Origin of the sequence: Embleya sp. NBC_00888, from assembly GCF_045207655.1 — a bacterium.
Taxonomy (GTDB): Bacteria; Actinomycetota; Actinomycetes; order Streptomycetales; family Streptomycetaceae; genus Embleya.
In genome coordinates this window covers 1,970,780-1,994,728 of record NZ_CP108785.1, presented here as the reverse complement: position 1 = coordinate 1,994,728, position 23,949 = coordinate 1,970,780, and the positions used below count along the sequence as shown (strand labels likewise).

23 protein-coding genes and 1 pseudogene are annotated in these 23,949 nt (G+C 72.5%); 14 read left to right on the top strand and 10 right to left on the bottom strand.

Translation table 11 applies throughout. The annotated features are described in order from the left end of the window. Positions 1 to 49: 49 nt before the first annotated feature. Together casB and OG948_RS43010 are read left to right on the top strand one after the other, a co-directional pair. The gene (gene casB / locus OG948_RS43015) at positions 50 to 643 is read left to right on the top strand and encodes a type I-E CRISPR-associated protein Cse2/CasB (RefSeq protein ID WP_331770420.1); all 594 of its coding nucleotides are present in this window, start codon (positions 50 to 52) and stop codon (positions 641 to 643) included. A 215-nt stretch (positions 644 to 858) separates the two neighbouring features. Then, positions 859 to 1,392: a hypothetical protein gene (locus OG948_RS43010; RefSeq protein ID WP_331770419.1), complete on the top strand. Its 534-nt coding sequence runs from the start codon at positions 859 to 861 to the stop codon at positions 1,390 to 1,392. Between the two features lie 52 nt (positions 1,393 to 1,444). Here OG948_RS43010 and OG948_RS43005 read toward each other — a convergent pair whose 3' ends face one another. From OG948_RS43005 to OG948_RS42985, 5 genes are all read right to left on the bottom strand, one after another. Further along, positions 1,445 to 2,647, bottom strand: coding sequence for a hypothetical protein (locus tag OG948_RS43005; protein ID WP_331770418.1), 1,203 nt, complete (start codon positions 2,645 to 2,647; stop codon positions 1,445 to 1,447). 7 nt (positions 2,648 to 2,654) lie between these two features. Then, positions 2,655 to 3,173, bottom strand: a complete 519-nt coding sequence (locus OG948_RS43000) for a SigE family RNA polymerase sigma factor (protein ID WP_331770417.1) — start codon at positions 3,171 to 3,173, stop codon at positions 2,655 to 2,657. 100 nt (positions 3,174 to 3,273) lie between these two features. Further along, positions 3,274 to 5,082 (bottom strand): glycosyl transferase, encoded by a 1,809-nt coding sequence (locus tag OG948_RS42995; RefSeq protein ID WP_331770416.1) that lies wholly within the window; start codon positions 5,080 to 5,082, stop codon positions 3,274 to 3,276. Continuing rightward, positions 5,079 to 5,855 carry a glycosyltransferase gene (locus OG948_RS42990; protein WP_331770415.1) on the bottom strand — a complete coding sequence of 259 codons (777 nt, stop codon included), beginning with the start codon at positions 5,853 to 5,855 and terminating at the stop codon, positions 5,079 to 5,081. The genes OG948_RS42995 and OG948_RS42990 overlap by 4 nt, the downstream gene beginning before the upstream one ends. Before the next feature lie 186 nt (positions 5,856 to 6,041). After that, on the bottom strand, positions 6,042 to 6,470 hold the full coding sequence (locus OG948_RS42985) for a hypothetical protein (RefSeq protein WP_331770414.1): 429 nt from the start codon (positions 6,468 to 6,470) through the stop codon (positions 6,042 to 6,044). A 510-nt stretch (positions 6,471 to 6,980) separates the two neighbouring features. Here OG948_RS42985 and OG948_RS42980 point away from each other — a divergent pair. After that, a complete protein-coding gene (locus OG948_RS42980) occupies positions 6,981 to 8,543 on the top strand; it encodes a metallophosphoesterase family protein (RefSeq protein WP_331770413.1) in 1,563 nt (520 codons plus the stop codon). Between the two features lie 192 nt (positions 8,544 to 8,735). On the opposite strand, the gene OG948_RS42975 is transcribed toward OG948_RS42980, so the two are convergent. Beyond that, entirely contained in the window at positions 8,736 to 9,209 is a 474-nt protein-coding gene (locus tag OG948_RS42975; protein ID WP_331770412.1) for an Rrf2 family transcriptional regulator, read from the bottom strand. An 83-nt stretch (positions 9,210 to 9,292) separates the two neighbouring features. Here OG948_RS42975 and OG948_RS42970 point away from each other — a divergent pair, with 83 nt between their 5' ends. Then, positions 9,293 to 10,036 (top strand): NAD(P)H-binding protein, encoded by a 744-nt coding sequence (locus OG948_RS42970; RefSeq protein WP_331770411.1) that lies wholly within the window; start codon positions 9,293 to 9,295, stop codon positions 10,034 to 10,036. 89 nt (positions 10,037 to 10,125) lie between these two features. Here the strand turns inward: OG948_RS42970 and OG948_RS42965 are convergent, their stop codons facing one another. Continuing rightward, entirely contained in the window at positions 10,126 to 10,773 is a 648-nt protein-coding gene (locus OG948_RS42965) for a GNAT family N-acetyltransferase (protein ID WP_406300894.1), read from the bottom strand. 66 nt (positions 10,774 to 10,839) lie between these two features. Beyond that, positions 10,840 to 11,034: pseudogene (locus OG948_RS42960) on the bottom strand (TetR family transcriptional regulator); the annotation flags it as partial. On the opposite strand from OG948_RS42960, the gene OG948_RS42955 reads away from it, so the two are divergent. The 3 genes from OG948_RS42955 (at position 10,979) to OG948_RS42945 (ending at position 13,479) form a co-directional block, all read left to right on the top strand. After that, positions 10,979 to 11,398 (top strand): alpha/beta hydrolase fold domain-containing protein, encoded by a 420-nt coding sequence (locus OG948_RS42955; protein WP_406300594.1) that lies wholly within the window; start codon positions 10,979 to 10,981, stop codon positions 11,396 to 11,398. The pseudogene OG948_RS42960 and the gene OG948_RS42955 sit on opposite strands and share 56 nt — an antisense overlap. Positions 11,399 to 11,658: 260 nt before the next feature. After that, entirely contained in the window at positions 11,659 to 12,108 is a 450-nt protein-coding gene (locus OG948_RS42950) for a phospholipase (RefSeq protein ID WP_331770410.1), read from the top strand. Between the two features lie 750 nt (positions 12,109 to 12,858). Then, a complete protein-coding gene (locus OG948_RS42945; RefSeq protein ID WP_331770409.1) occupies positions 12,859 to 13,479 on the top strand; it encodes a DUF308 domain-containing protein in 621 nt (206 codons plus the stop codon). A gap of 17 nt (positions 13,480 to 13,496) precedes the next feature. Here OG948_RS42945 and OG948_RS42940 read toward each other — a convergent pair whose 3' ends face one another. Continuing rightward, complete coding sequence (locus tag OG948_RS42940) at positions 13,497 to 13,658, bottom strand: hypothetical protein (protein ID WP_331770408.1); 162 nt, start codon at positions 13,656 to 13,658, stop codon at positions 13,497 to 13,499. Positions 13,659 to 14,091: 433 nt separating this feature from the next. Further along, on the bottom strand, positions 14,092 to 15,510 hold the full coding sequence (locus OG948_RS42935; RefSeq protein WP_331770407.1) for an amidohydrolase family protein: 1,419 nt from the start codon (positions 15,508 to 15,510) through the stop codon (positions 14,092 to 14,094). 91 nt (positions 15,511 to 15,601) lie between these two features. Here OG948_RS42935 and OG948_RS42930 point away from each other — a divergent pair, with 91 nt between their 5' ends. The 7 genes from OG948_RS42930 to OG948_RS42900 all read left to right on the top strand — a co-directional run bounded on the left by OG948_RS42930 (position 15,602) and on the right by OG948_RS42900 (position 23,681). Continuing rightward, a complete protein-coding gene (locus OG948_RS42930) occupies positions 15,602 to 16,552 on the top strand; it encodes an alpha/beta hydrolase (protein WP_331770406.1) in 951 nt (316 codons plus the stop codon). Beyond that, positions 16,549 to 17,328, top strand: coding sequence for an ABC transporter ATP-binding protein (locus OG948_RS42925; protein WP_331770405.1), 780 nt, complete (start codon positions 16,549 to 16,551; stop codon positions 17,326 to 17,328). The genes OG948_RS42930 and OG948_RS42925 overlap by 4 nt, the downstream gene beginning before the upstream one ends. Positions 17,329 to 17,387: 59 nt before the next feature. Continuing rightward, positions 17,388 to 19,175, top strand: coding sequence for an ABC transporter permease subunit (locus tag OG948_RS42920; protein WP_406300893.1), 1,788 nt, complete (start codon positions 17,388 to 17,390; stop codon positions 19,173 to 19,175). 160 nt (positions 19,176 to 19,335) lie between these two features. Next, positions 19,336 to 20,502, top strand: coding sequence for an ABC transporter substrate-binding protein (locus OG948_RS42915; protein ID WP_331770403.1), 1,167 nt, complete (start codon positions 19,336 to 19,338; stop codon positions 20,500 to 20,502). 107 nt (positions 20,503 to 20,609) lie between these two features. Then, entirely contained in the window at positions 20,610 to 21,482 is an 873-nt protein-coding gene (locus OG948_RS42910; RefSeq protein ID WP_331770402.1) for a branched-chain amino acid ABC transporter permease, read from the top strand. 20 nt (positions 21,483 to 21,502) lie between these two features. Next, positions 21,503 to 22,630 (top strand): zinc-binding dehydrogenase, encoded by a 1,128-nt coding sequence (locus OG948_RS42905; protein WP_331770401.1) that lies wholly within the window; start codon positions 21,503 to 21,505, stop codon positions 22,628 to 22,630. 67 nt (positions 22,631 to 22,697) lie between these two features. Then, the gene (locus tag OG948_RS42900; RefSeq protein ID WP_331770400.1) at positions 22,698 to 23,681 is read left to right on the top strand and encodes an aldo/keto reductase; all 984 of its coding nucleotides are present in this window, start codon (positions 22,698 to 22,700) and stop codon (positions 23,679 to 23,681) included. Positions 23,682 to 23,949 lie beyond the last annotated feature (268 nt).

Below are 23,949 nucleotides of genomic sequence, written 5' to 3'. Positions count from 1 at the left end.
ACGACGGCAGTAAGGACGACGGCATGGCTTTCACGACGTGGTGCGCGCGATGACGGCGCCGTCGATCGCGCGCGTCTCCGCCTACTGGGCGCCCTGGGAGCACGCCCTGCACGCGTTTCTGCTCCGCGTACACGGCGATCGCACCCTGGCCGGACGCTTTTCCCCCGGCGCCGACGCCCGCCTGTCGGCGTCGGCCGTGGAGCCGATCACCGCTCACCTGCCGCACACCCTCGAACCACGCCGCGCGACCCGGACCGTCTGCCGAGTGGTCACGCTGTACCTGCTCCACCAGGGAACGACCGGGACCTCGCCGCACCGCCCGGACGGCACCTCGATCGGCGCCGCCTGCCGGGACCTGTCGCTGCTGATCGCGCCCGAGCGGACCCTCGTGCAACGGCGACAACGCACCCGCTTCGACGCCGCCGTCGAGGCCGGCACAGTCGACGAGTTGGCCGCCCACCTGCGCACGCTCATGCCCCTGCTGCGCCGCAGAGGCATCGCCCTCGACCATGTCCGCCTGGCCAAGGACATGTTGTGGTGGGAGACCCCGGTCGGCCGACGCTACGCCCGGAACCGGTGGGAGGAGGACTTCCACGACCTGCACGGGACTCCGGCCGGAGGCGGTGACATCCGCCGCCCGTGACCGGCCCGCGGTCTCGCGCGCGGGGGGCGAAATCGGATGTTTTGCCGGAGAGTTGGTTTCGGGTGGAACGGGACATCCGCGGTCGCCGATCGTGCCCGGGATGCGCAGACCCCGCCCTTCGCGGGTAGGGATCGGTCGAGGCCGCGACGACGTGTGCTGGGTCACGACACCGGCCGTCGTTCGGTACCGGGACGCGAGGTGTTCGGAGGAGCGGGATGAAGTGGTCGACCGGAACCGCCGGATGCCTTCTCGCCGTTGTCGCGCTGTCGACGCTGACCGGTTGCGGAACGCGGGCGCCCGACTCGGACATGACGGTCGACGAGGCGTTCGCGACGGCCAACCCCGACGTCGAGGGCGCCTTCGACGCGGTGTTTCCCCGGTACGAGCCCCTGAGCAGGATGCGGGAGGACGCCTGCGGTGACCGGCAGTTGCTGAACAGTCGCAAGGAGAACCTGATCCGCACCAGGCATTCGCTCGACGTGACGCTGCCGCCGACCGACCGCCGCTCGCCTGCGGAGATCCAGGACCTGATGGTCGGTCAGTTGCAGATGCGCGGTTGGATGCCGACGGAGCGCACCGTGCCTCGCGACGACTCCGCCTCGGTGTCGGCGTCCCTGTCGAAGAGGGGCACTCCGGCCGGCGTCCGGATCGCATCGACCCGTGAGCGGTCGAAGTCCGGCCCGGACACGGTGATCCTGCATGTGACGATCTCCAGCGGCTGCCTGAACAACCCGAAGGCGAAGCTCTAGTCGCAGCCGGGCCGGGCGCTGCGGGGGGAGCGGGATCTCACCCCGTCCCCACTCACGGAGCCCACGAACTCGGAGGTGTCGTCGGCCCATTCGAGGTGGAGGTCGAAGCCGGGGCAGTGGTCGAGGAAGCCGACGTGGTCGAGGTGGAACCCGTACTCGCGCCGGTCGCCGCCGACATGGTCGCGGTCCCGCTCGGCGAACCGGCCGTCTCGGTCGCCTCCAGGATCGAGGAGGGCGCATCCGACGGCGGTTCCGAGTAGGTCGGCGACGGCGGTGTGCGCGTCGGCCCGGTGGGGCCGGTCGACGGAATCTCACCCACCCGCACGGCGGCCAGGATCGAGGCCGAGCGGTCCTGAGCGACAGTCGGATCGAATTCGACGAAGGCCCCGTCCGACCGGGTGACCTGCTCGAGCCGTCGCTCGTCGACCCCGGGCGGCCGGTCGCCCACGCCCACCTCGAACCAGGCCGGCTCGGTGCCCTCCGCGCCCGGCGGGTCCACGGTGCCGTAGCGCAGCGAGTAGCGCGGCGACCCGGTGGTCTTGCCCATCGGAGCCACCACCGCGATCAGGTGTTCACCCGCCGTGAGCACGGCCCGATCCAGCGACACCGGACCGCGCGCCGGTTGGCGAACCCCCGGCACGACGCTTTCGGCCACGTGGTGGACACGTTCGGCGTCGGCGGCCGGACCGGCGAGCGTGGCGACCGCCCACGCGTTCGGTGCCCACTGCCAGAGCAACTCGAGGCGATCCGCCGACGGTTCGGGGCCGGCCGGCCACACGGCCGCGTGTCCGTTCACCGGTGGGGCAGGCGTGCCGAGCGGAGGCTCGCCCCCCGGGAGCCGGCCCGGCGCGTACATCGTCACCATCGCCCGCGTCGCGCTCAACTCCGCCGGGCCGTTCGGCTTCTCCACGCCCAACACGACCCGCTGGCGGAACTTGCCGGTCTCGTAGGACACGGGCGTGTAGCCGCCCGCCGAGCCGACCCGGAACGCCCGTTCCCGAACGTCGAACGCGCCGCCGGAGGCCGGCCCGGTCCCGTTGTCGTGCGTCGGCGCGACCACCAACACGGTCATCAGCACCACCAGCGCGACGGCGATCGCACCGCCCGCCACCGTGAGCGCACGCCGAACCCGGATCGTCCGCCGGCCGTCCCGGATCGCACGCGCGACGTCGACGCCGGGCTCGTCGGACTCGGTCCACGGCGTCCCGCGCAACGCGCCAAGCAGTCGGGCGCCCTCTTGCTCGTCGGTGTCCATGGCCGGTCTACTCCCCTTCCCAGCGGGCCACGACCGGCCCGTCCAACAGTGTGCGCAGCCGCGTCAGTCCCAACGCGGTCTGACTCTTCACCGTGCCCTGCGATCTGCCGAGGATGTCCGCGACCTCGGCGACCGGCAGATCGCACAGGAAACGCAGCACCAGGACGACCCGTTGCCGAGGCGGCACCCGGGAGAGCGCGATGCGGACCGCGTCGCGCGTCTCCACGTCCGGCCCCGGGGGCGCGGCCGGCAGCGGTGTGTCCTGGGGAGCGCCGACGAGTCGGACCCGAGCCCAGGCCAGCCGGCGTTCGTTGAGGAACGCGCGGACCAGCATCCGGTGTACGTACCGGTCGATATCGTCCGCCGCCGCCGCGCGCCGCCAATGCACGTACAGGCGCGTGATCGTGTTCTGCACGATGTCGTCGGCGCGGTGTGGATCCCCGCACAGCAGATGCGCGACCCGGCGCAGCGCGGGCAGCCGGGCGGAGACGTACTCGGTGTACGCGTGCTCGTCGGTCGCCCGCACCCGACCGGCCTCCGTTCTCGCGCCGACACCCGTCGGCGATTGTCCCGCCTCCCCACCGACCGCGATCTCGCCCTCCCCGGTTCGGTACGGAGTCACCTGCTCAGCCGGCACCGGCCGCACCTCCCGCCCGCACGTCCCACAACCACACCCCGCCGATCGGGACGCCCGGACCGAGCAGCCGGTCGAGCGTGCCGCGCAGCGCCTCCTGGCGGTCGTGCGGCCCGAGCACCACCGCGTCCGCACGCCAGAAGGCGAGGTCCGCGCGGGCCTGGGCACGGTCCGCGTCGCTCACCTCCGGTACGACCCCGCCGTCGCGCACCTCGCGCAACAGCTGCGAGGTGGCCCTGGTGACCGCGCCGTAGCCGCCGAGCCGGTCCGGCCCGAACGGGCCGACGAAGTAGCCCTCGGCGAGCGGGAAGCCCAGCCCCGCGTCGACCTGCCAGGTCAACGCGCGCGCGTCGCCGGGGTCGGGCAGCGGTACGGTCACGATGGCCCGGCCGGGACCGGTGAAGCGGCGCCAGGTCCCGTCCGCGAAGAACGCCGGCGTCGGCTCGCGCGGCGCGGTGGCCAGGGGCTGGGGCAGCAGCGGCAACAGCGCCTGGACGACCACGACGAACCACAGCAGGCGGATCCGCCGGTCACCCGCGCGGCCGGCGGCCTGTGCGCCCAGGGCGAGCAGGATGCCCAACACCGGCACACACACCATGGTGAACCGGCTCTCCAACACCGATTCGTACAGCGGGAGTTGCCCGAGCAGTTTCCACGGGCCGAAGATCCCGGTGGCCTCGCCGTCGACGATGATCTCCGGGCCGAGGGAGAACAGCGCGGCACCGACCAGGACGGCCGCGAGGGCCTTGGTCAGGGCCGTCCGCCACAGTGCGACGGTGATCGCGACGGCCAGCACGAGCAGCGGCCAGCCGAAGAACGCGTTCTCCTCGGTCCGGTTCATCGACAGGCGGGCGGAGACGTCGATGTCGCCGGCGAGCGAACGGTCGGCGTACGCGGTGAGCGCCGCGAGGTCGTTGCCGGCCGGGCCGTGCAGCAGGTTCGTATAGCTCTGCGGGCCGGTGAACTGCCACCACAACGGATACGCGACCAGGACACCGCACAGCGCCGCGCCGACCCCGACCCCGCGGGCCAGGTGCGGCAGGGCGGCGCGCGCGGCCCCCGGCGCGACGCACGCGTAGGTCGGCGCGAACAGCGCGATGCCGGTCGCGGCCAGCAGCAGCGCCTCCTCGCCGAGGAAGATCTGATACGTGGTCAACAGACCGAGGAGCACGCCGTCGCGGATCGGCCGACGACCGCCGGCGACCCGGATCAGGCGATCGATGATCAACGGGAGGACGAACAGTACGGCCAGGTTGGGGTGCGCGTTGGCGTGCGAGACCATCGGCGGGGCGAACGCGCAGAAGGCCCCGCCGAGGGCGGCGGCCGGGCGCGAGGCGACCAGGTGACGGGAGATCAGGTAGTACCAGGCGGCGGCGGTCGCGGCCAGCCCGAGGGTGAGCACGACGGCCCAGGTCGCGGACGGTCCGAACAGCCAGGTGATCGGGGCGAGCGGGATGGACAGGCCCGGCATCGAGGTGTTCGCCATCAGATTCACCCCGTCGGGGTGGTTCTGCAGCGTCGTGGTCAGCGGGTTCTCGCCGTGCGCCACGGCACGCGCGGTCACCGCGAAGAACCACTCCCACTGGCGCTGGTCCTGACCGCTGTCCACGAGGTAGCGCCCGGCCGGGCCACCCGCCCACAGCCCCCGGTACAGCAGCAGCGCTGCCGCCAGATATGTGCCGCACGCGAGCGCGTCGGCGACCCGTCCGGAGCGGGGGAGCCGGGGGAGCCGGGAGAGCCGGGGGAGCCGGGGGAGCGCGGGCGGGCGCGGCGGCGCGGCCACGTCGCGTACCGCGGTCACGCCGCCCGCCTCGGCGGCAGCGGCAGCGGGAAAGGGTCGCGGGGCGAGCCGGCACCGCCCGCCGGCCGCCGCATCCGCGCCGACGGGTTCCCGGCGCGCCCCGGACGGCCGTGCCGCAGGCGCACTCGGGCCAGGTCGGTGAGCACCTCCAGGCAGTGGCCCGGCCGGAGCTTCGAGCCGCTCTGATGGGTCCACGCCACCGGCACCTCGACGAAGCTCCAACCGCAGCCGAGGAAGAGCCGGAGCACCTCGATGTCGAACGCCCATCCGTCCACGTCCGCGCGCGCGAACGCGGCGCGCGCCTTGGCGCCGTCGAACAGCTTGAACCCGCACTGGGTGTCCACGGTGCCGGGCAGCGCGACCGCCCGGATCAGCCGGCTCCCGACGTCGGACAACACGCGCCGGATCGGCGGCCGGGCCACCGCGAACGCCTCGCCGCGCGAGCCGATCGCGGCGTCGAAGCCGTCGTCCAACGCGGCTTGGAGCCGAGCCAACTCGGCGATCGGGGTCGCCAGATCCGCGTCGCACACCAGGACCCGGTGCCCGCGCGTGACCTCGACGCCCCGGCGTACCGCGTGTCCCTTGCCGCGGTTGCTCGGGTGCCGCACGACGCGCACCCTGGGCTCGTGCCGGGCCGCCGCCGTGGCGATGGCGTACGTATCGTCGGTGGATCCGTCGTCGGAGACGACCAGTTCCCAGTCGATCCCGCTGTCCCGGAGATGGTCGAGCACGGTGACCAGCGTCGCCGGCAGCCGCCGCGACTCGTTGAACACGGGTATCACGACCGACAGCTCGGTCCCGCAAGGAGTTCGGTTCACACCTGCGTGACACCGTGAGACCTCGGCCGCGTTGTGTGACGTGGGCCACATCCACCGTGACGGCCGCATCCACCGCGCCGGTCCGCCCGGTCACCGCGTCCGCCGGCCGTTCGCGGGTCGGTCAGGCCGTTCGCGGGTCGGTCAGAAGGAGATCACCGCGGTGAGAACGAAGCCGGCGACGATCACGAAGAGGATGAAGCCCACCGCCACGAGCACCGAGCGCACGCGGCGCGAGGCCTTGGCGCGCACCCGGGCACCGGTGGTGAGGTCGTCGAGCTCCTCGGCGTGCAGGGCGCCGTCCCGCCAGGTGCCGCCGACCCGTATCTCGTCCCCCTCGCTGACCGTGCCCGCGAAGCACAGGCCGCGCATCTCCACGGGCACCGGCACGAGCCGCTCGCCGTCCGCGTCCCGACGCTGGACATGGAAGCTCCAGACCTCCAGGTCGGCGTCGAGGTCGTCGATCCGCCGCTCGCGGCGGATCCGGAAATCGCGCACGACGCCGGTGAACTCCCTGCCGTGCCCCGGCAGGTCCCCGGCCCGCCGATGCGGCACGTGCTCGGCCGTTCCCACCGCCGGGACCGGGCCCACCGGCGTCGAGAGCGGAGCCGGTGTCGCCCCGCACCGCGCACATTCGGCAGTGCCTACCGGGTTCTCGTATCCACAGGACTGGCAGCGCATGAGCATGCTCCCTCCCCTCCACGCTAGCTCGCGGCCGGGGCGGGCGCGACGGCGCACGATCGCCCCGCGACCACGGTCGTTGACACCGGACCCGAGCCGACCGGCCTCCCGACGTCACGTCGGCGGGGCCGGTTCGGCACGCCATGGGCCCTGCCGGCTCGCGGCGTCACCCGACCACGGACCGCCGAACCGCTACGCCGCGTAGTCGGGTCGTGGTCGCCGGCGAGTATCGCCGGAGCTTGGTGAACCCTGGGACCATCGCGCGGGAACCATGGGGCGATTCCCGCCGAAGGTTGATCTTCGGCCGGATTCGCGGCCCGCCCGTCTTGCATACTCACGATCGTCGTCGACGAACAGCACGAATACCTGCGCAGCCGGCGCCGTACCCTCTCGCGCCGCAGCGTGCTCACCGCGATCGGCCTCGGCGCGGCGGCCGTCCCGCTGTTCGGCACCTCGTCGGCCGGCGTGCGCCGCGCGCCCTCCCTGCTCTCGGGCACGAACTACGTCGACGGGAACGCGCTCAAGCCCGCCGGCCGCCACCTCGCACTGGGCGCGGACCCGCGCAGCCAGGCGGCGATGAGCCGGCAGGTGCCGCAGCCGGTGCGCCGGCCGTACCTGCGCCTGGGCACCTCGCCGGGGCAACTGGACCAGGTGGTGCCGGCCGAGATCCGGCACCTGCACTCACACCTGATCGAGTACGCCGACAATCCCGCCTCGGCCTATTTCGACCACGACCAGTACCACCTGCATGCCGCGCTGGACGGGCTCGACCCCGGCACGCGCTACCACTACGCGCTCGGCCACGACGGCCTCGACTCGAACTCCGTTGCCGCGACCGTCGGTTCGTTTCGTACCGCACCGGCGGCCGGCGGCGTGCCGGAACCGTTCACCTTCACCGCGTTCGGCGACGAGGGCGTGGAGTTCGGCGCCGCCGCCAACCAGACGCTGATGCTCCGGCAGAATCCGGTGTTCCACCTGCCGGCGGGCGACATCTCGTACGCCGCGTCCGGCGCGGGACTGCCGTCCAGCCACCACAGCGCGGAGGGCGCGGACAAGCTTCAGCCGGAGGTGTGGGACGAATACCTGCGGATGATCGACCCCGTCGCCGCGTCGGTGCCGTGGATGGTCGCGATGGGCAACCACGACATGGAGGCGTTGTACTCGCCGGACGGCTACGGCGGTCACCTCGCCCGCCGGCACCTGCCCGGCAACGGGCCGCGCAACGCGCACGCCACGTACGGCTTCAGCTATGGCAACGTCGCGGTGGTGAGCCTGGACGCCAACGACATCTCGCACGAGATCCCGCACAACCGCGGCTACACGTCCGGCGCGCAGACGACCTGGCCGGCCGGGGAGTCGGCCCGACTGCGGCGTACTCCCGGGATCGACTTCATCGTCGCCTTCTTCCACCACCGCGCGTACTGCACGGCGACCGACCACGTCTCGGACGGCGCGATCCGGGAGGAGCGGATCCCGTTGTTCGACCGCTATCAGGTCGACCTCGTGATCAACGGGCACAACCACGTCTACGAGCGGGCCGATCCGATGCGCGGCGGTGTGCGCACGCGCCGTGCCGCGATCGGCGACCGGATCCGGCCCGCGACCGACGGCATCACCTACCTGACCGTGGGCAGAGGTGGGAAGAGTGGTTACGAGTTCTCCGCGCCGGAGACCTACGCGGGCGGTCCCGCCGACGTCACCGACGCGGTCAAGGGTGGTTTCCACGTCAAGGGCGCCAGGCTCGACGAGACCGTCGAGTGGTCGCGCGTGCGTTTTCGCGGCAACGCCTTCATCGCGGTCGACGTCCGTCCGGCCGCCGCCGGGCGCGAGACCACGATGACCATCCGCACGCTCAGCGCCACCGGTGCGCAGATCGACACCGTGACGCTGGTCCGGGACGCGGGTACGGCGATCCCGTCCGCGAACGCCGGCGAGCGCGGGGCGGGCGGGGGCGGGCGCGGCTGAACCCGGCCGGGGTGCGGGATCGGGCGGGGTGTCGGGCCGGCACCCCGCCCGACGCCGTTCCGGCACCGCCCGATTCGCGGGTTCACGCGGGGCTTCGGCGTCACGACGTCCCGCCTCGCGTTCGTGCGGGCTCGGCGGCCGGGGCGGTCTTCGATCCCCCGTCGTGGAGTCCGACGGGATCGAAGACCCGCCCTACGCCGTGCCGGTCAGGCGCAGCCGGGTGCGGGCCGGTGCGGTGGGGGGCAGGTCGGCGACGATGTCGGCGAGGCTGACGCCGGCCAGGCTGTGCTGCCACGCCTGGTGCGCCTCGGCCATCTTCGCGGCGAGGATGCAGTCCCGCCGGCATTCGTCGGCCGGCAGCGCACCGCGCCCCTGCTGCCGGATCTCCCGGCACTCGTACGGCGAGGAAGTGCCGTCCACGGCCTCGACGATGTGCAGGAGCGTGATCTCGGTGGCGGGTCGGGCGAGCCGAAATCCGCCTCTGGGACCGGTGGTCGCGGACAACAGGCCGGCCCGGACCAGGGTCTTGAGCTGCTTGGCGAGGTAGGGCGCCGGCAGGTCGTAGTACTGCGCGAGTTGGGTCGTCGACGCGCTGGTCCCGGGATCGAGTTGGGCCAGCGTGGTGGCGCAGTGCAGGACCCATTCGGTACTCCCGGGCAGCTTCATGCCTCGAGTCTATCGCAGACTTTGTGGACCCATTTAGTCCGTGATAGCGTCCGGGTTCCTGGCAGCGAGAGAAAGAGATGATCATGCGGATCGCAATCGCCGGCGCGACGGGAAACATCGGGGCGCTCACCGTCGCCGCGCTCGAGCGGGACGGGCACGAGACGGTGCGGATCAGCCGCTCGCTCGGTGTCGACCTGACCACCGGTGACGGCCTCGACGACGCCCTGGCCGGCGTGGAGGCGGTCGTCGACGCGACCAACGGGCCGGCCGTCGACCCGGCCGAGACGGTGGCCTACTTCGGCACCACGACGCGGAACCTGCTGGCCGCCGGGAAGCGCGCCGCTGTCCGGCACCACGTGCTGCTCTCGATCGTCGGGATCGACCGGGTCGAGGGCAACGCGCACTACGCGGGCAAGCGCGAGCAGGAGCGCCTGGTGGCCGAGGGGACGGTGCCGTGGACGATCGTGCCGGCCACGCAGTTCCACGACTTCGCCGAGATGGTGACGAGCTGGACCGAGCAGGATGGTGTCGCCACGATCGCGCCACTGTTGGTGCGGCCGATCGCGCCCGCGGACGTGGCCGACGTGCTGGCCGAGGTCGCGATCGGTCAGCCGCGCGGGCGCTACGCCGACGTCGCCGGGCCCGACCCGCAGGACCTGGTCGACATGGCCCGGCGCACGCTCGCCGCGCGTGGCCGCTCGGTGCGGCTGGTGCCGACGTGGTCCGGCATGTTCGGCCCGGCGATGGCGGGCGACGCGATGCTGCCCGGCGAGGGCGCGCGAATCGCGCCGACCACGTTCGACCAGTGGCTCGCCGAGCAGAAGTAGCGCGGGAAAGTCGTGACGTGGGCTCGGTGGTCGGTGAACCGGGCGGGCCGGGGGCCGGCGGCGGATGGTGCCGCCGCCGGCCCGATCGACTACGGCCGCCGCCGGTTCGGTTCCGGTGCCGTGGCGCGGAAGCGGGCCGTTGTCGCGTCGCCGCTCCAGCGCCGCAATCCGGCCTTCTCCAACACGCGGATCGAGGCCGGGTTCGACAGTTCGACGTCGGCGTACACGATGTCCACCTGCGGTGAGGTCAACGCGTACGCGACCAGGGCCCGGGTGGCCTCGGCGGCGTAGCCTCGGCCGCGCCGCGAGGCGACGACGCCGTAACCGATCTCCAGAGCGCCGTCGTTCGGCGGCCAGAGCAGGCTGATGCTGCCGACCACGAGCCCGGTGGTTCGCTCGACGATCTGGCGGTGCCCGTACCGCCGCGGCACATCCGACTGTTCGGCGACGACGCCGGCGATGACCTGATCGCCCTCGGCGGGGAAGTCCTCCGCCCAGTCCGCCGACCGCACGTCACCGAGAACGGCGGCGAGCTCGTCGGCGGACCACGGCCGCAGGACGAGGCGATCGGTGGTCAGGTCCGTACCTGCGGGAAAAGAAGATGAAGACACGCGAAACTCCTGGTCGTTCGGGACGACCGGGCCGGCTACGACGAGCGCGCGACCCGGACAAGGGCATGACGAATAAGCTCCCGGCGGGCCATATTCATCAACCTCCCTTGTCGCGGCGGCGATCACGTACCTCACGTGTCCCGTCAACGGTACCGGCTCAGGTGGACGGGGTGTCCGCGGGGGCGCGGCCCAGAGCGAGACATCCGCCGCCTCCGCCACTTCGCGGACGCCGACGTCGTCGTAGCCGCGCTCCAGGAACAGGCGCGGCGCGGCATCGGCCAGGACTCGGCGCGTCTGGGCCTTCTTGCGCTCGCGGCGCCCGATCGTCGCGGTGCCCTCCCCCCGGACGGCGACGACCCGGACCGGCAACTCGACGGCGAAACCCATCAGTCGCAACGCCCGTGCCCACGACCTGTCCGGCCTGCCGCCCACCTATGTCGCCACGGCCGAGCTCGATCCGGTCCGCGACGACGGCATCGGCTACGCGATGCGCCTGTCGGAGGCGGGCGTATCGGTCGAACTGCGCCAATGGGCGGGCACGTTCCACGGCTCGCAAACCATTCTCACCGCCGATGTCTCCCAGCGCCGGATCGCCGAGATCACCGCGGTGTCGCGCCGGGCGATGGCGGCGCAGCGCGGCGGCGGGACGGGTCTGGGCGCGGACTCGGGCGCGTCGCGGGCCGGTGGGGCGGGCGGGTCACGGGGACGCCCGGCCGATGCGGAGCCGCGTCGACGCCGGCTCCGCGCGTAGATGCGCGCAACGTGTCGCCGACGTGGATCGTGGCGAACGGGAGACGCGAGGCGGATGAATTCTCGATTGGGGACGGCCGGATTGTGGACGGCCGGCTCCTTCGTGCTGTGGGATGGTCTTCGCTCTCCGCTCGCCCACCGTTGTCCGGCCCGTCTTTCCGGACCGCGATGGGGAGTTCGAGGGCTCGAGCTCGGAGTTCGGCTGCACACCCCTGTCCCCGACGTCCCATCGAGGGAGCGTCGGCAATCTGGAGGTATTCGATGCGTCGGCTGACCACAGTCCTTGCCGCCACCGCGACGGCGGTCGTTGCCGGAGTCGGTGTGACCACACCGGCCCAGGCCGCCCCGGCGGACAAGCCGCAGGTCTTGTCCAGTTGGACCCAGACGAGCGTGAACAGCTACAACGCCTGGAACTCGGCGCGGCAGAACCAGGGATCCTGGTCGGCCTACGGCTTCGACTGGTCCACGGACTACTGCTCCAGTTCGCCTGATAACCCGTTCGGCTTCCCGTTCCAGAACTCCTGCGCCCGGCACGACTTCGGGTACCGCAACTACAAGGCGGCGGGCACGTTCGCGGCGAACAAGGCGCGGGTGGACAGTGCCCTCTACGAGGACCTCAAGCGCGTGTGTGCCCCTTACGGCGCGGTGGCCCGGGCCACCTGCAACGGCACGGCGTGGACGTACTACCAGGCGGTCAAGCTTCTGGGTTGACGCGCGTCGACCCCGGCACGCGGCCCCGTCGTCGAAGGGCCGCGCTGTCGGGGTGGCCCCGGCGAACCCACCGTGAGCGGCCGGGATCCCGCTGTCGTGAACCACACGTTCGGGGCGCGGTTGTCACCTGATCGGGTGGCGCGTGCGCCGACGGCCTCGGCTGGTGCCCCTCCCGAACTATCAAGGGGGGCATGGATGACGAGTCGAGGTTGACGACGACGCGCCCCAGTGGGCCGTGCGCGGGATCGTATGGATGTGCCCCCGTGTCGGCGCGAGTGTGGTCGATCGGCATGGGCGCGACGCCGGTGTTCGATTCGCTGGTCCGGGAATGGGCTCGTACCACCCGCCAACTGCCGCAAGCGGTACCCAGGTTCTCGTGTCCGGCCTGTCGTTTACCGCATCCCCCGGCGCCGTGGGCCGGCCGGTGACGGACGGGCCGACGCGCCGACGTGCCGCCGCGGGCCCCGGGACGTGCCGGGCGAGCCGCCCGCGGTGTGGAGCCGGCGGTGTGGAGCCGGCGGTGTGGAGCCGGCGGTGTGGAGCCCGGCCGGTCCCGGGGTGAAGGCGAGGTCGGAGGGCGGTCGGCGTGCGCCCGTCCCGGAGCGGGTGGCCGCCGAGGCCCGTGCGCTCATTCCGCATGGGCGGGCGTACTCGTGGCGTGCGTGCGACGGTGGATGGGAGTGGGCGGGGGACCGCTCGCCGGATCCAGGTGGGTGCGGACGTCGAACGCCGGGAGGAACGATGTCTCCGATGTCGCGTGGTCTTCGGTCCCGGTCGCCGGGATCCGAGTGGGGGTCGGTCGGCCCGCCGCGGGTACTGCTCGTGCTCGCGGTCGCCTCGGTGGTCCTCGGCGTGGTGGTGCTGGCCTGGCCGACCCAGACCGTGCGTGTGGTCGCGATCCTGTTCGGGCTGTACCTGCTGGTCAGCGGCCTGATCCAGGTGGTTTTGGGGGTCGGCGGGCTGTTCTCGGGCGGCATGCGGGCGGTGCTGATCGTCAGCGGTCTGGTGTCGGTGGTGTTCGGTGTCCTGTGTCTGGGCGGCGGCTCGCGCTCGGTCACGGTGCTGGCGATCTGGATCGGCATCGGCTGGCTCGTCCGGGGCCTGGCCGAACTCGCGGGCGGTGTCGTGCACAAGAGCCTGCCGGGCCGTGGCTGGGTGATCTTCTTCGGGTTCGTGGACATCGCCGCGGGCATCGTGCTGATCGCCGCCCCCGTGTCGAGCACTACGGTGCTGGCCGTGCTCGCCGGAATCACCCTGATCGTCCTGGGCCTGATCGGCGCGGTGACGGCGTTCGGCCTCGGCCGAGGCCCGGCGAGTGGAGGTACGACGTGGCACGCGGGGGCGACCCGGGGAACCTCACGGCGGCTCTGAACGCGGGTGGACGAGGGTCACGTCGGCGGGTTGTCGAGGCGGGGGTGGAGGCCGGGAAGGTTGACCACGATGGCCTCCCGGGTGCTGCGGGCGATCACGACCACGGCTTCGGAGTCCGGGTCGGGGTTCTCCTCGCGGTGGGGGATCGCCGCGCTGCCGACACCGCCGCCCCCCGACACCCTTCGCCCTCGCCCCACCCGCGTCACCCCGCCGCCGCCCCCGCGCCGCGCCGCCCCCGCGCCGCGCCGCCCCCGCGCCGCGCCGCCCCCGCGCCGCGCCGCCCCCGCGCCGCGCCGCCCCCGCGCCGCGCCGCCCCCGCGCCGCGCCGCCCCCGCGCCGCGCCGCCCCCGCGCCGCGCCGCCCCCGCGCCGCGCCGCCCCCGCGCCGCGCCGCCCCCGCGCCGCGCCGCCCCCGCGCCGCGCCGCCCCCGCGCCGCGCCGCCCCCGCGCCGCGCCGCCCCCGCGCCGCGCCGCCCCCGCGCCGCGCCGCCCCCGCGCCGCGCCGCCCCCGCCGGCCCGTTGCACGGCCATCGTCGCGCCGTTACCGGGCCGTGCCCTTGTTGCCGGGGTGGGCAGCCGTGTCGGTGGTTCGTTGGAGTGGGGTGTGGGTTGGTCAGGGGTGTTCGTGCACCACTCGGCCGTCGACGATGGTGAGGGTGATCGGGATCTCGGGGAGGGCGGTGACCTCGGATTCCAGGGGGTCGGCGGCGAGGACGCACAGGTCGGCCGCCTTGCCCGGTTCGAGCGAGCCCTTCCAGGACTCGGCGCCGTCCTGGCGGGCGGGCGTGGTGGTGTACGCGCGCAACGCCTCGCGCAGGGCCAGGCGTTGCTCGGGGCCGCAGACGGTACCGTCGACGCCGGTCCGGGTGACCGCGGCGACCACCCCGCGGCGCCAGTCGGGGGTCAGTACCGGGGAGTCCGAGCTGAGGCACACATCGATGCCCGCGTCGAGCGCGTCGCGGGTGGGGCACATGCGGGCGAGGGCCTGCGGGCTCAGCGTGTCGTGGAGCAGGTTGCGGGTGGCCACCGCGATGCCGGGCTGGGTGTTCAGGCCGATGCCGGCCGCCGCCATCTCGGCCAGCGTGGTGGGATGCAGCAGGTCGCCGTGGATGAGGTAGTGCCGGGCCGGGCGGGGATCGCGGGCGAGCGCCGCGCGCAGCGCGGAGACGACCGCGGCGGAACTGCGGTCGCCGGTGGAGTGCACGCCGATCTGATGTCCGGCCGCGTGCGCGATGTCGATCATCCCGGCGAGCCGCTGCCGGCGTCTCTCGGCCGAGTCGCCGTCGATCAGCAGCGAACCGTGTGACCCGTCGGGGTACGGCTCGCACACCCAGGCGCTGCGCATCGGCGGGATGCCGTCCGCGAAGATCTTCACCCCGGCCACCCGGAACCAGCCCGGCACGTCGGCCGGGGCGGCGAACTCGCGCAGTCCGGTGGCGAAGGCGTCCGCCGAACCGGGGCCGTCCAGTTCGCCGAAGAGCAGCAGCGCCGTGACGCGCGCGGTGAGCCGCCCGTACGCGGCCAGTTCCGCGTAGTCGGTGAGCGCGGCGGAGCCGAAGCACCCGGTCGCGCCGGCGTCCTCGCCCGGACCCAGGCCCGGTTCGGTGTAGCTGGTCACGCCCAGCGTGGCCAGCAGGTCGTGGGTGCGCACGATGGCGTCCCGGCGCTCGGCCGCGCTGCGCAGGGCGGGTGTCGGCGCGGGCGTGCCCGCGTGCGGGCCCGGCGTACCCGCGTCCGCGCCGCCGGTGAGTTGCTCCATCAGGAAGTGCGGCCACATCGCGCCGAGCCAGACACCGTGCAGGTGGGAGTCGTTGATCCCGGGCAGGACCGCGTGGCCGCGCAGGCGGATCACCCGGGTGTCGCGGCCGATCAGTGGGGCCACTTCGGTGTCGTCGCCGACCCGGGCGACGCGGCCCCCGGTGACCGCGATGGCGGTCGCGGACCGGTCCCGCGCGTCGAACGTGTGGACGCGTCCTCCGGTGAGGACCAGGTCCGCCGGACCGGTGGCGTCCCACGATTCGCGGTTGCGCACTTTATTTCCTCCTGGGATCTGGACAGGTCCTCTGGGAGCCCATACCGTACACGCAATCAGATACGATTTGCGAGTCGATTGGGAGGCAACGGTGCCCCTGCATCCGGAGGCCCAAAAGATCATCGAGCGCACTCGGATCGGCGAATCCGGACCGGCCCCCCTCGCCCTGGACGCCCGGGCCATGCGCGCCGGCTTCGCTCTCACCTGGTCGATGCCGGAGCGACTGCCGACCGTGGGATCGGTCCGCGACGCCACCGTCCCCGGACCCGCCGGCGACATCCCGGTCCGGATCTACACCCCGGAGGGCCCCGGCCCCTTCCCGGTCCTGGTCTGGTTCCACGGCGGCGGCTGGACCATCGGGTGTCTCGACGAGAACGAGTACGCCTGCCGGGCCGTGTGCGCCGGCGCCGAGACCGCGGTGGTCTCGGTCGACTATCGCCTCGCGCCGGAGAACCCGTACCCGGCCGCCGCCGACGACTGCCACGCGGTGGTGGCGTGGCTGCACGAGAACGGCGAGCGATGGGCGGTGGACGGTACGCGGATCGCGGTCGGCGGGGAGAGCGCGGGCGGCAATCTGGCCGCCGTGGTCGCGCTGAAGAGCCGCGACCTGGGCGGCCCGCCGATCGCACTCCAGGTGCTCGTGTCGCCGGTGGTGGGACACCCCGACGACGGGCGGCCCTCCTATCGGGAATTCGCCGACGGCTACTTCCTGTCCAAGGCGAGCATGGACTGGTTCTTCACCCAGTACCCACGCGACGCCGCCGACCTTGCCGACCCGTACCTGCTGCCGATCCGTGCCGACGACCTCTCCGCACTGCCGCCCGCGCTGGTGCTGGGCGCGGAGTACGACGTGCTCCGGGACGAAGGCGAGGACTACGCACGGGCGTTGAACGACGCAGGCACCCCGGCCACCGCGGTGCGCTTCGACGGGCTCATCCACGGCTTCTTCGGCCTGCTCGCCACCGACCTCGGCGACGCCGAACGGGCGCACGAACTGGTCGTCGGGGCACTGCGGGACGCGTTCGCGGGGAAGGCGCGGTGAGCGCCCCGGCCGTCCTGCGGCTGCGCGACGTGAGCATCCACCGGGACGAGATCCCGGTGGTGCGCGACGTCACGCTGGATGTGGCCCCCGGCGCGGTCACCGTGCTCCTGGGCGCCAACGGTGCGGGCAAGACCACCCTGATGGACGGCATCGCCGGCCTGGTGCGCACCACCGCCGGCAGCATCGAACTCGACGACCGCCCGGTGCACAAGCTGTCCGTGCACAAGCGCGCCCGGGCCGGCATCGGCTACGTCGAACAGGCCCGCACCATCTTCCGCACCCTCACCGTCGAACAGAATCTGTTGGTCGCCCGCGCAGGCGGCGGCGACCCGGACACCGTCTACCGGCTCTTCCCCGAACTGGCCCGCCGCCGCACCTTGCAGGCCGGCCATCTCTCCGGCGGCGAACAGCAGATGCTCGTGCTCGGCCGCGCCCTGGTCACCGATCCCAAGGTGGTCCTCGTCGACGAGATGTCGCTCGGACTCGCGCCCATGGTGGTGCGCCGGCTGATGCGCGTGGTCGGCGAACTCGCCGGTGCGGGACTGGCCGTCCTACTGATCGAACAGTTCGCCAACCTCGCCCTCGACGTCGGCGCACACGCCTACGTGCTGCGCAAGGGCCGCGTCGTGCACGACGGTCCCTGCGCGGAACTGCGCGACCGGGCCGAACTCCTGCACGAGTACTACTTCGGCTCGACCACGACGCCGACCACCGACCCGGTCGAGCAGGTCCCGGTCGGCCCCCTGGACAGCCGGATCGGCGGTGCCGCCCGATGAAGCCCGACGCCCGCACGAGGGCCGCCGGCCGCACGCCCGGCGGCACGACACCCACCGCCATGGACCTGCTCGACAAGCGCGGCGCGGCCGTCACGATCGTGCTCGCGATCGCGGCCTGCGTGGCGATCCCCAACATCCTGTCGCCCTACTGGCTCTACCTCGCCATCACCAGCGTGATCAGCGCCGTGATCATGCAGAGCTACGGCGTGATCGTCGGCCGCGCCGGCGTCATGTCGTTGTGCCAACTCTCCTTCGCGGCGATCGGCGCCTGGGTGGTGATGCGGCTCAACGTGGCCGACGCACCGGGCGGCCTGCTCGTCTGGCTGCTCCTCGGCGGCCTGGCCGCCGCGCCGGTGGGCATGCTGATCGGCCTGCCCGCCCTGCGTGTTCGCGGCGTCAACCTCGCCGTGATCACCTTCGGCGCGGCGGTGTCCACCGACATCGTGCTGGGCGCCAAGCAGTTCCCCGGTACCGAGGAACTCGAGACGGTCGCCCGCCCGCCCGCCTTCGCCACCAACGCGAACTACTTCGTCCTGGTCGTCATCGTCTTCACCGTGATCGCGCTCGCCCTCGCCGTTCTCGACCGGACCCGACTCGGCCGGTCCTGGCTCGAACTGCGGCACTCCGAACGGCTGGCCGCCTCGCACGGCATTTCGGTGGCCCGCAGCAAACTCGCCGCCTTCGCGATCAGCGCGTTCATCGCCGGGATCGGCGGCGGCCTGATGGCCGGTCAACTCGGCTTGGTGGTCTCCGGCAACTTCGCCATGGGCCAATCCGTCACGCTCTTCGCGATCGCCATCCTGATCGGCCCGCACCACCCCGAAGGTGCCCTGATGAGTGGGGTGTTCGGCGCGACCATGGCCACCCTCCTGGAGAAGGTCAAGCTGCCCCAGGACCTGGGCGGGATCATCTTCGGCATCGTGCCGATCCTCGCGCTGCGCAGCGGGATGAGCCAAACCGACTTCACCCGCAACCGCAAACGCCTGGCCAAGGCCCGCAAGGTCGCCGACGCCGAGCCCGCGCACGACCGCGAACGCGCCGACGCGGCCCCACCACCCGAGCGCACCGTCGGCGCGCCCGCGCGACCCGTGGGCACCGAACCCGCCCTGGACGTGCGGGGTCTGACGGTTCGTTATGGTCCGGTCACCGCCCTGGACGCGGTCGACCTCACCGTCCCCGCCGGTGCCGTGGTGGGCCTGATCGGCCCCAACGGCGCGGGCAAGTCCACCTTCATCTCGGCGGTCGGCGGCTTCCTCGGCCGAACGCCCGGCTCGGTCCGCCTGGACGGGGCGCCCATCGACCGACTCGCCCCGCAGGTACGCGCCGCCAAGGGTCTGCGCCGCACCTTCCAAACCACCCTGATCGCCCCGGAGTTGACCCAGTACGAATACCTCGATATCGGCGCGGGGCGGCGGTTGGGCCGGGCCGAGGCCGACGAACTCCTGGAGTTCTTCGGCTGCCCCGTCGGCGACCTGCCCATCTCGATCGTCGACGCGGGCACCCGCCGCCTGCTCGACGTGGCCGCGGCGATCGCCGCGCGGCCGGCGGTGGCCCTGCTGGACGAGCCGGCCGCGGGCCAGTCCGCCGCCGAATCGCTGCGCCTGGGGGCTCGACTCGCCCAGGTGCCCGAGCGCTACGGCGTGGCCGTCCTGCTGGTTGAGCACGATATGGAACTGGTGCGCGTGGCCTGCCGCGAGGTCACCGTCCTGGACTTCGGCACAGTGATCGCGAGCGGCCGCACCGAGGAGGTCCTGCGCGACCCGGCGGTGCTCGCCGCCTATCTCGGCGGCGCGGACACCCCCGACGGCGCGGTCCCCCCGACCGCGATCGTCACCCCCACCGGCTGACCCACGGGCGCCGACCACCGGCCGGTCCACCGGCCGACCCGCCCCGACCCGCCCGCACCACCCCGTGTCGCGCGCTCGCCTCCGCGCCGACCCGGGTTCCCCCGGCATGCCTTCGATCGGATCGACTCCGTACCGATCCACCATGACAAGGACGTTCCCCATGAAGCGTTCCCTCGTGAGCCGGTTGGCCGTGACCGCCGCGCTCGCCCTGGCCGCGACCGCGTGTGCCGGCGACGGCAGCGACGGCGGCTCCACCAGCGGCGCCATCAAGGTCGGCTCGATCAACGGAATCACCGGGCTGTTCCAGACCCCGGAGGTCCCGCAGGCGGTCAAGGCCGTCTTCGACGAGGTCAACGCGGCCGGCGGGATCAACGGCCGCAAGCTGGAGCTGATCAGCAAGGACGACGCGATGAACCCGCAACGTTCCACCGAGAACGAGGTGGAACTCGTGCAGTCCAAGGGCGTGGTCGCCCTGGTCGGCTCCTCCAGCGCGGTCGACTGCGGCGTCAACCGCGCCGCGTACAAGAGCGCGAAGATCGTCTCCATCCCGGCCGTCGGCGTCGACCCCGCGTGCTTCAACAGCCCCGACATCGCGCCGGTCAACCCCGGTCCGTTCAAGCTGCTCACCGCGATGCTCTACTACGCCTCCGAGACGCTGCACCACGACAAGGTCTGCCTCTACTACACCACCCTGCCCGGCAGCGGCGGCGGGATCAGCGACGCGATCAAGGAGTGGAGCGACCTCACCGGCAAACAACTGGCCGCCAAGGACACCGCCGTCGGCGAGGGCGACCCCACGCCGCACCTGATCGCCGCCAAACAGGCGGGCTGTCAGGCCGTGTTGTACAACGCACAGGTCGGCCCGTGGTTCGCCCAGGCGCAGACCCAGGGCATGAACAACGTCGACTTCATCATGGGCGCGAACAGCTACACCGACGCCAACGCCAAACTGGTGCCCTCGGGCATGCGGGCCTACGTCGGCACCGAATGGCAGCCGTACACCGACGTGACCCTGCCCGGCAACGGGCGTTGGGCGCAATTGATGGACAAGCACGGCATCCAGCGCACCGCGTTCAGCCAGGGCGCGGTGATGTCCGCAGACGTGTTCGTCCAGGTGCTCAAGGGCATCAAGGGCGACATCACCCGCAAGTCGGTCACCGAGGCGTTCAAGAAGATGAGCCCGATCGACTACCCGATGGTCGGCTCCCCGTGGGTCTTCGGCCCCGACGACAAGCACAACCCGGTCCAGGGCAGCCGCTTCGTCAAGGCCGTCGACGGCAAGTGGCAGGTGCTGCCCGAGGGCTTTGTCGTGCCCACCAAGAAGTAGGCGCGCGAGGGTCCGATCCCGGTGCGACCGATCGACCTCGCCGTGACCGCCGCCGACCGCGCACGCGCGGTCGGCGCGGCCGGCCCCTCGGAGCAGGAGGTGCTCGAATGCTGAACTCTGTGATCGCGGGCCTGAGCAGCGGCGGGGGCTACGCGCTGCTGGGACTGTGCGTGGTGCTGACCTATCGCCTGGTCGCCGTGGTGAACTTCGCGATGGCGGCGATCGGCGCGATGGGCGCCTTCACCATGGTCTCGCTGACCGACGACGGGCTGAACGTATGGCTCGCGCTGCCGCTCGGGGTCGCGGTCGGCGCGACCTTGTCCGGCATCCTGGGCGCGGTGCTGATCCGCTGGTTCGGGGAGCACAACGAACGCACCAAGGCGGCCGTGACGGTGGCCGTCTACGTCGCGGTGATGGCCGTGGGGCTGCGCCTGTTCGGCGCCACCTCCACCGGCGCGCGCCGCTTCCCGGCGCCCTTCGACGGGGCGATGTTCCGGATCGGCGACGTGGTGGTCTCACAGGCCGTGCTGGTCTCGATCGCCTTCGCGGTGGCGATCACCGTCGGCGTCGAACTGCTGCTGCGCAGGACCCTGGTGGGGCTGCGCCTACAGGCACTGTCGGAACGGCCGGGCACCGCACAGGTGGTCGGCATCTCCGCGCCGCGGCTGGCCACCGCGGTGTGGGTGGCCATCGGCGCGCTCACCGCGCTGGTGATCATCCTGGTCGCGCCGCGCCTGGGCGGCGACTTCTCCACGCTGGGCAAGCTGATCGTCACCGCGCTCGCCGTCGCCATGGTCGGCGGGTTCCGCAACCTTCCGCTGACCCTGGCCGGCGGCCTGCTGCTCGGCTGCCTCGAAGGCATGTCCGCCGCGATGAGCGCGGTGCGCGAGTACCGAGGCGTGATCCCGTTTCTGGTGATCCTGGTGCTGCTGTGGTGGCGCAGCCGGCACGAGGTCTGGGACACCGCGCACAGTCGATGACAACGAACCGGAGTTCGCAGATGATCATGGGAACCCGCTCCGCCCCGGACGGCTCCACCCGCGCCGCGGTGCTGCGCGCGCACGACGAACCGCTCACTCTGGAGGACATCGCACTGCCCGAACGTTGCGAGCCGGGCGCGGTGTTGGTCCGGATCGGCTGCGCCACGCTGTGCGCGACCGACGTGCACCTGTGGCGCGGCGCGATGAGTTTCCCCGGCATGTTGCCGATGGTGCTCGGCCACGAGATGACCGGCGTGGTCGAAGTGGTCGGTGTGGGCGCCACCGACGCGCTCGGCCGCACGCTGCGGGTCGGTGATCGCATCGGCTGGTCCGAGTCGACCTGCGGCACGTGCCACGCCTGCACGGTGTTGCGCCGGCCGGTGGGTTGCGTCGATCGGGGCTACGGCTTCCGGCAACGCTCGGACCGATGGCCGTACGCGACGGCCGGGTTGGCCGAGTTCGCCTACGTCGGGCCGCGCGCGGAGAAGGTGCTCGTACCCGACGACGTGCCCGACACCTGGGCCGCGTGCGCGGGGTGCGCGGTCAAGACCGTGCTGCACGCGTTCGACCGGGCGGGTGGGGTAAGGCCCGGCGCCGAGGTCGTGGTGCAGGGCGCCGGAGCGCTGGGCATCGTGGCCGCCGCGATGGCCAAGGCGAGCGGCGCGCGCACGGTGATCACGATCGGCGGGCCCGAGAACCGGCTGGAACTGGCCCGGGAGTTCGGCGCGGACGTGACGATCGGCCTGGACGGCGACGCCGAGGGCCGACGCGAGGAGGTGCTGGCCGCCACCCGCGGGCGCGGCGCGGATCTGATCCTGGACCTGGCCGGTGCGCCCGGTGTGGGTGCGGAGGCGGTCGAACTCGCGGCGTTCGGAGCCACGTTCGTGATCGTGGGCAGTACCGGTCCCACCCCGGAGCGGTTGCCGCTGGGGACCGTGATGGGCAAGGAACTCGATGTGGTCGGCTCGCTCAACGGCGACGTGGGCGACTACCACCGGGCCGTCGAGTTCCTGCGCGACTTCCGCGACCGATTCGACTGGGACCGGCTGTTCGCGGCGCCGGTCGGGCTGTCCGGCGCGAGTGCGGCGCTGGCGGCGATGGGTCGGCAGGAGCAGGTCAAGGCCGTGGTGCATCCGTGGTTGCCGTAAGCGCGTTCGTCGTTCCTGGAGCGCCGGTTCCACCCGCCCGCAGTACTCATTCCCGAGAGGACCTTCGATGGGTGACATCGACAGCATGACCGTTCCGCGACGCCGACTGGGGGTCGAGGGCCCGTACGTGTCCGCGCTTTCCCTGGGGTCGTGGCACACCTACGACCGGATGGACTTCCACGACGCGGTCGACATGGTCTCGCACGCCGTCGAGTTGGGGATCAACCTCTTCGACGTCGCGGTATACGGGATCCCCGGGCAGAAGCCGGTGTTCACCGACGTGCTGTTCTCGGCGATCGTGCGGGCGGCGGGACTGGCTCGGGAGGAATACCTGCTGTCCACCAAGGTGTGGCTGGAGGGCTATCCGGCACGGCCGTTGCGCGAGCAGGTGGAACGGGCGATGTTCCGGGCCGGGACCGAGTACGCCGATCTGGCGATCCTGGGCGACATCCGCGGCGACGCGCGCGGCGACGCCGTGGATTTGGAGCGACTCGCCGGTGATCTGGCCGAGTTGGAGGAGAGCGGGCTGATCGGGCACTGGGGTGTGAACAACTGGTCGGCGCAGGCGATCACCACGATTCGGCGGCACGCGGTGGAGGCGGGTTCGGCCGGTCCGCAGGTCGCGCAGCTGAAGTACAGCCCCTGCCGGCGGGCGATCGCGGACGGCGCGCCGTTCGCCGAGTTGTTCTCGGCCGGTCTGTCGATGCAGGCGTCCGATGTGCTGGAGGGCGGCATCCTGGCCGGCAAGGTCGCGCCGACGCGGGAGATCGGACGGGATCCGGGGGGTGTACGGGAGCGGATCATCGCGTCCGCGCCCGGGATCGCGGCGGTGGCGGCGGAACTGGACGCGAGCGCCGCGCAGGTGTGCGTTGCGTTCGCGTTGTCGCATCCGGCCACGGCGAGCGTGTTGTTCGGGGCCACGCGCCGGGAGCAACTGGTGGACAACGTCGCGGGGTTGCGGTTGTTGGATCGGGTCGGGGCCAGTGCGTTGCGGGCTCGGCTGGTGCCGTTCTTTGCGGACGGGGGTGTGGTGGACCCTTCGGGTCCTTGAGGGTTTTGGTGGCTTGGGGTGGCCTCAAACGCCGGCCGGGCTGAAGGGTGGCCTCAAACGCCGGCCGGGCTGAAGGGTGGCCTCAAACGCCGGCCGGGCTGAGGGGTGGCCTCAAACGCCGGCCGGGCTGAGGGGTGGCCTCAAACGCCGGCCGGGCTGAAGGGTGGCCTCAAACGCCGGCCGGGCTGAAAGGTGGCCTCAAACGCCGGCCGGGCTGGTTTGGTTTCGTCCGGCGTTTGGTGTGCACGCGGCTTGGGACGGCCGCAAG

Excerpts from the sequence above, each read along its gene's own strand:
- casB (WP_331770420.1), top strand. The coding sequence starts at position 50 with ATGACGGCGCCGTCGATCGCGCGCGTCTCCGCCTACTGGGCGCCCTGG.
- OG948_RS43010 (WP_331770419.1), top strand. The coding sequence starts at position 859 with ATGAAGTGGTCGACCGGAACCGCCGGATGCCTTCTCGCCGTTGTCGCG.
- OG948_RS43005 (WP_331770418.1), bottom strand. The coding sequence starts at position 2,647 with ATGGACACCGACGAGCAAGAGGGCGCCCGACTGCTTGGCGCGTTGCGC.
- OG948_RS42975 (WP_331770412.1), bottom strand. The coding sequence starts at position 9,209 with ATGAAGCTGCCCGGGAGTACCGAATGGGTCCTGCACTGCGCCACCACG.
- OG948_RS42970 (WP_331770411.1), top strand. The coding sequence starts at position 9,293 with ATGCGGATCGCAATCGCCGGCGCGACGGGAAACATCGGGGCGCTCACC.
- OG948_RS42950 (WP_331770410.1), top strand. The coding sequence starts at position 11,659 with ATGCGTCGGCTGACCACAGTCCTTGCCGCCACCGCGACGGCGGTCGTT.
- OG948_RS42945 (WP_331770409.1), top strand. The coding sequence starts at position 12,859 with ATGTCGCGTGGTCTTCGGTCCCGGTCGCCGGGATCCGAGTGGGGGTCG.
- OG948_RS42920 (WP_406300893.1), top strand. The coding sequence starts at position 17,388 with ATGGACCTGCTCGACAAGCGCGGCGCGGCCGTCACGATCGTGCTCGCG.
- OG948_RS42915 (WP_331770403.1), top strand. The coding sequence starts at position 19,336 with ATGAAGCGTTCCCTCGTGAGCCGGTTGGCCGTGACCGCCGCGCTCGCC.
- OG948_RS42910 (WP_331770402.1), top strand. The coding sequence starts at position 20,610 with ATGCTGAACTCTGTGATCGCGGGCCTGAGCAGCGGCGGGGGCTACGCG.
- OG948_RS42905 (WP_331770401.1), top strand. The coding sequence starts at position 21,503 with ATGATCATGGGAACCCGCTCCGCCCCGGACGGCTCCACCCGCGCCGCG.
- OG948_RS42900 (WP_331770400.1), top strand. The coding sequence starts at position 22,698 with ATGGGTGACATCGACAGCATGACCGTTCCGCGACGCCGACTGGGGGTC.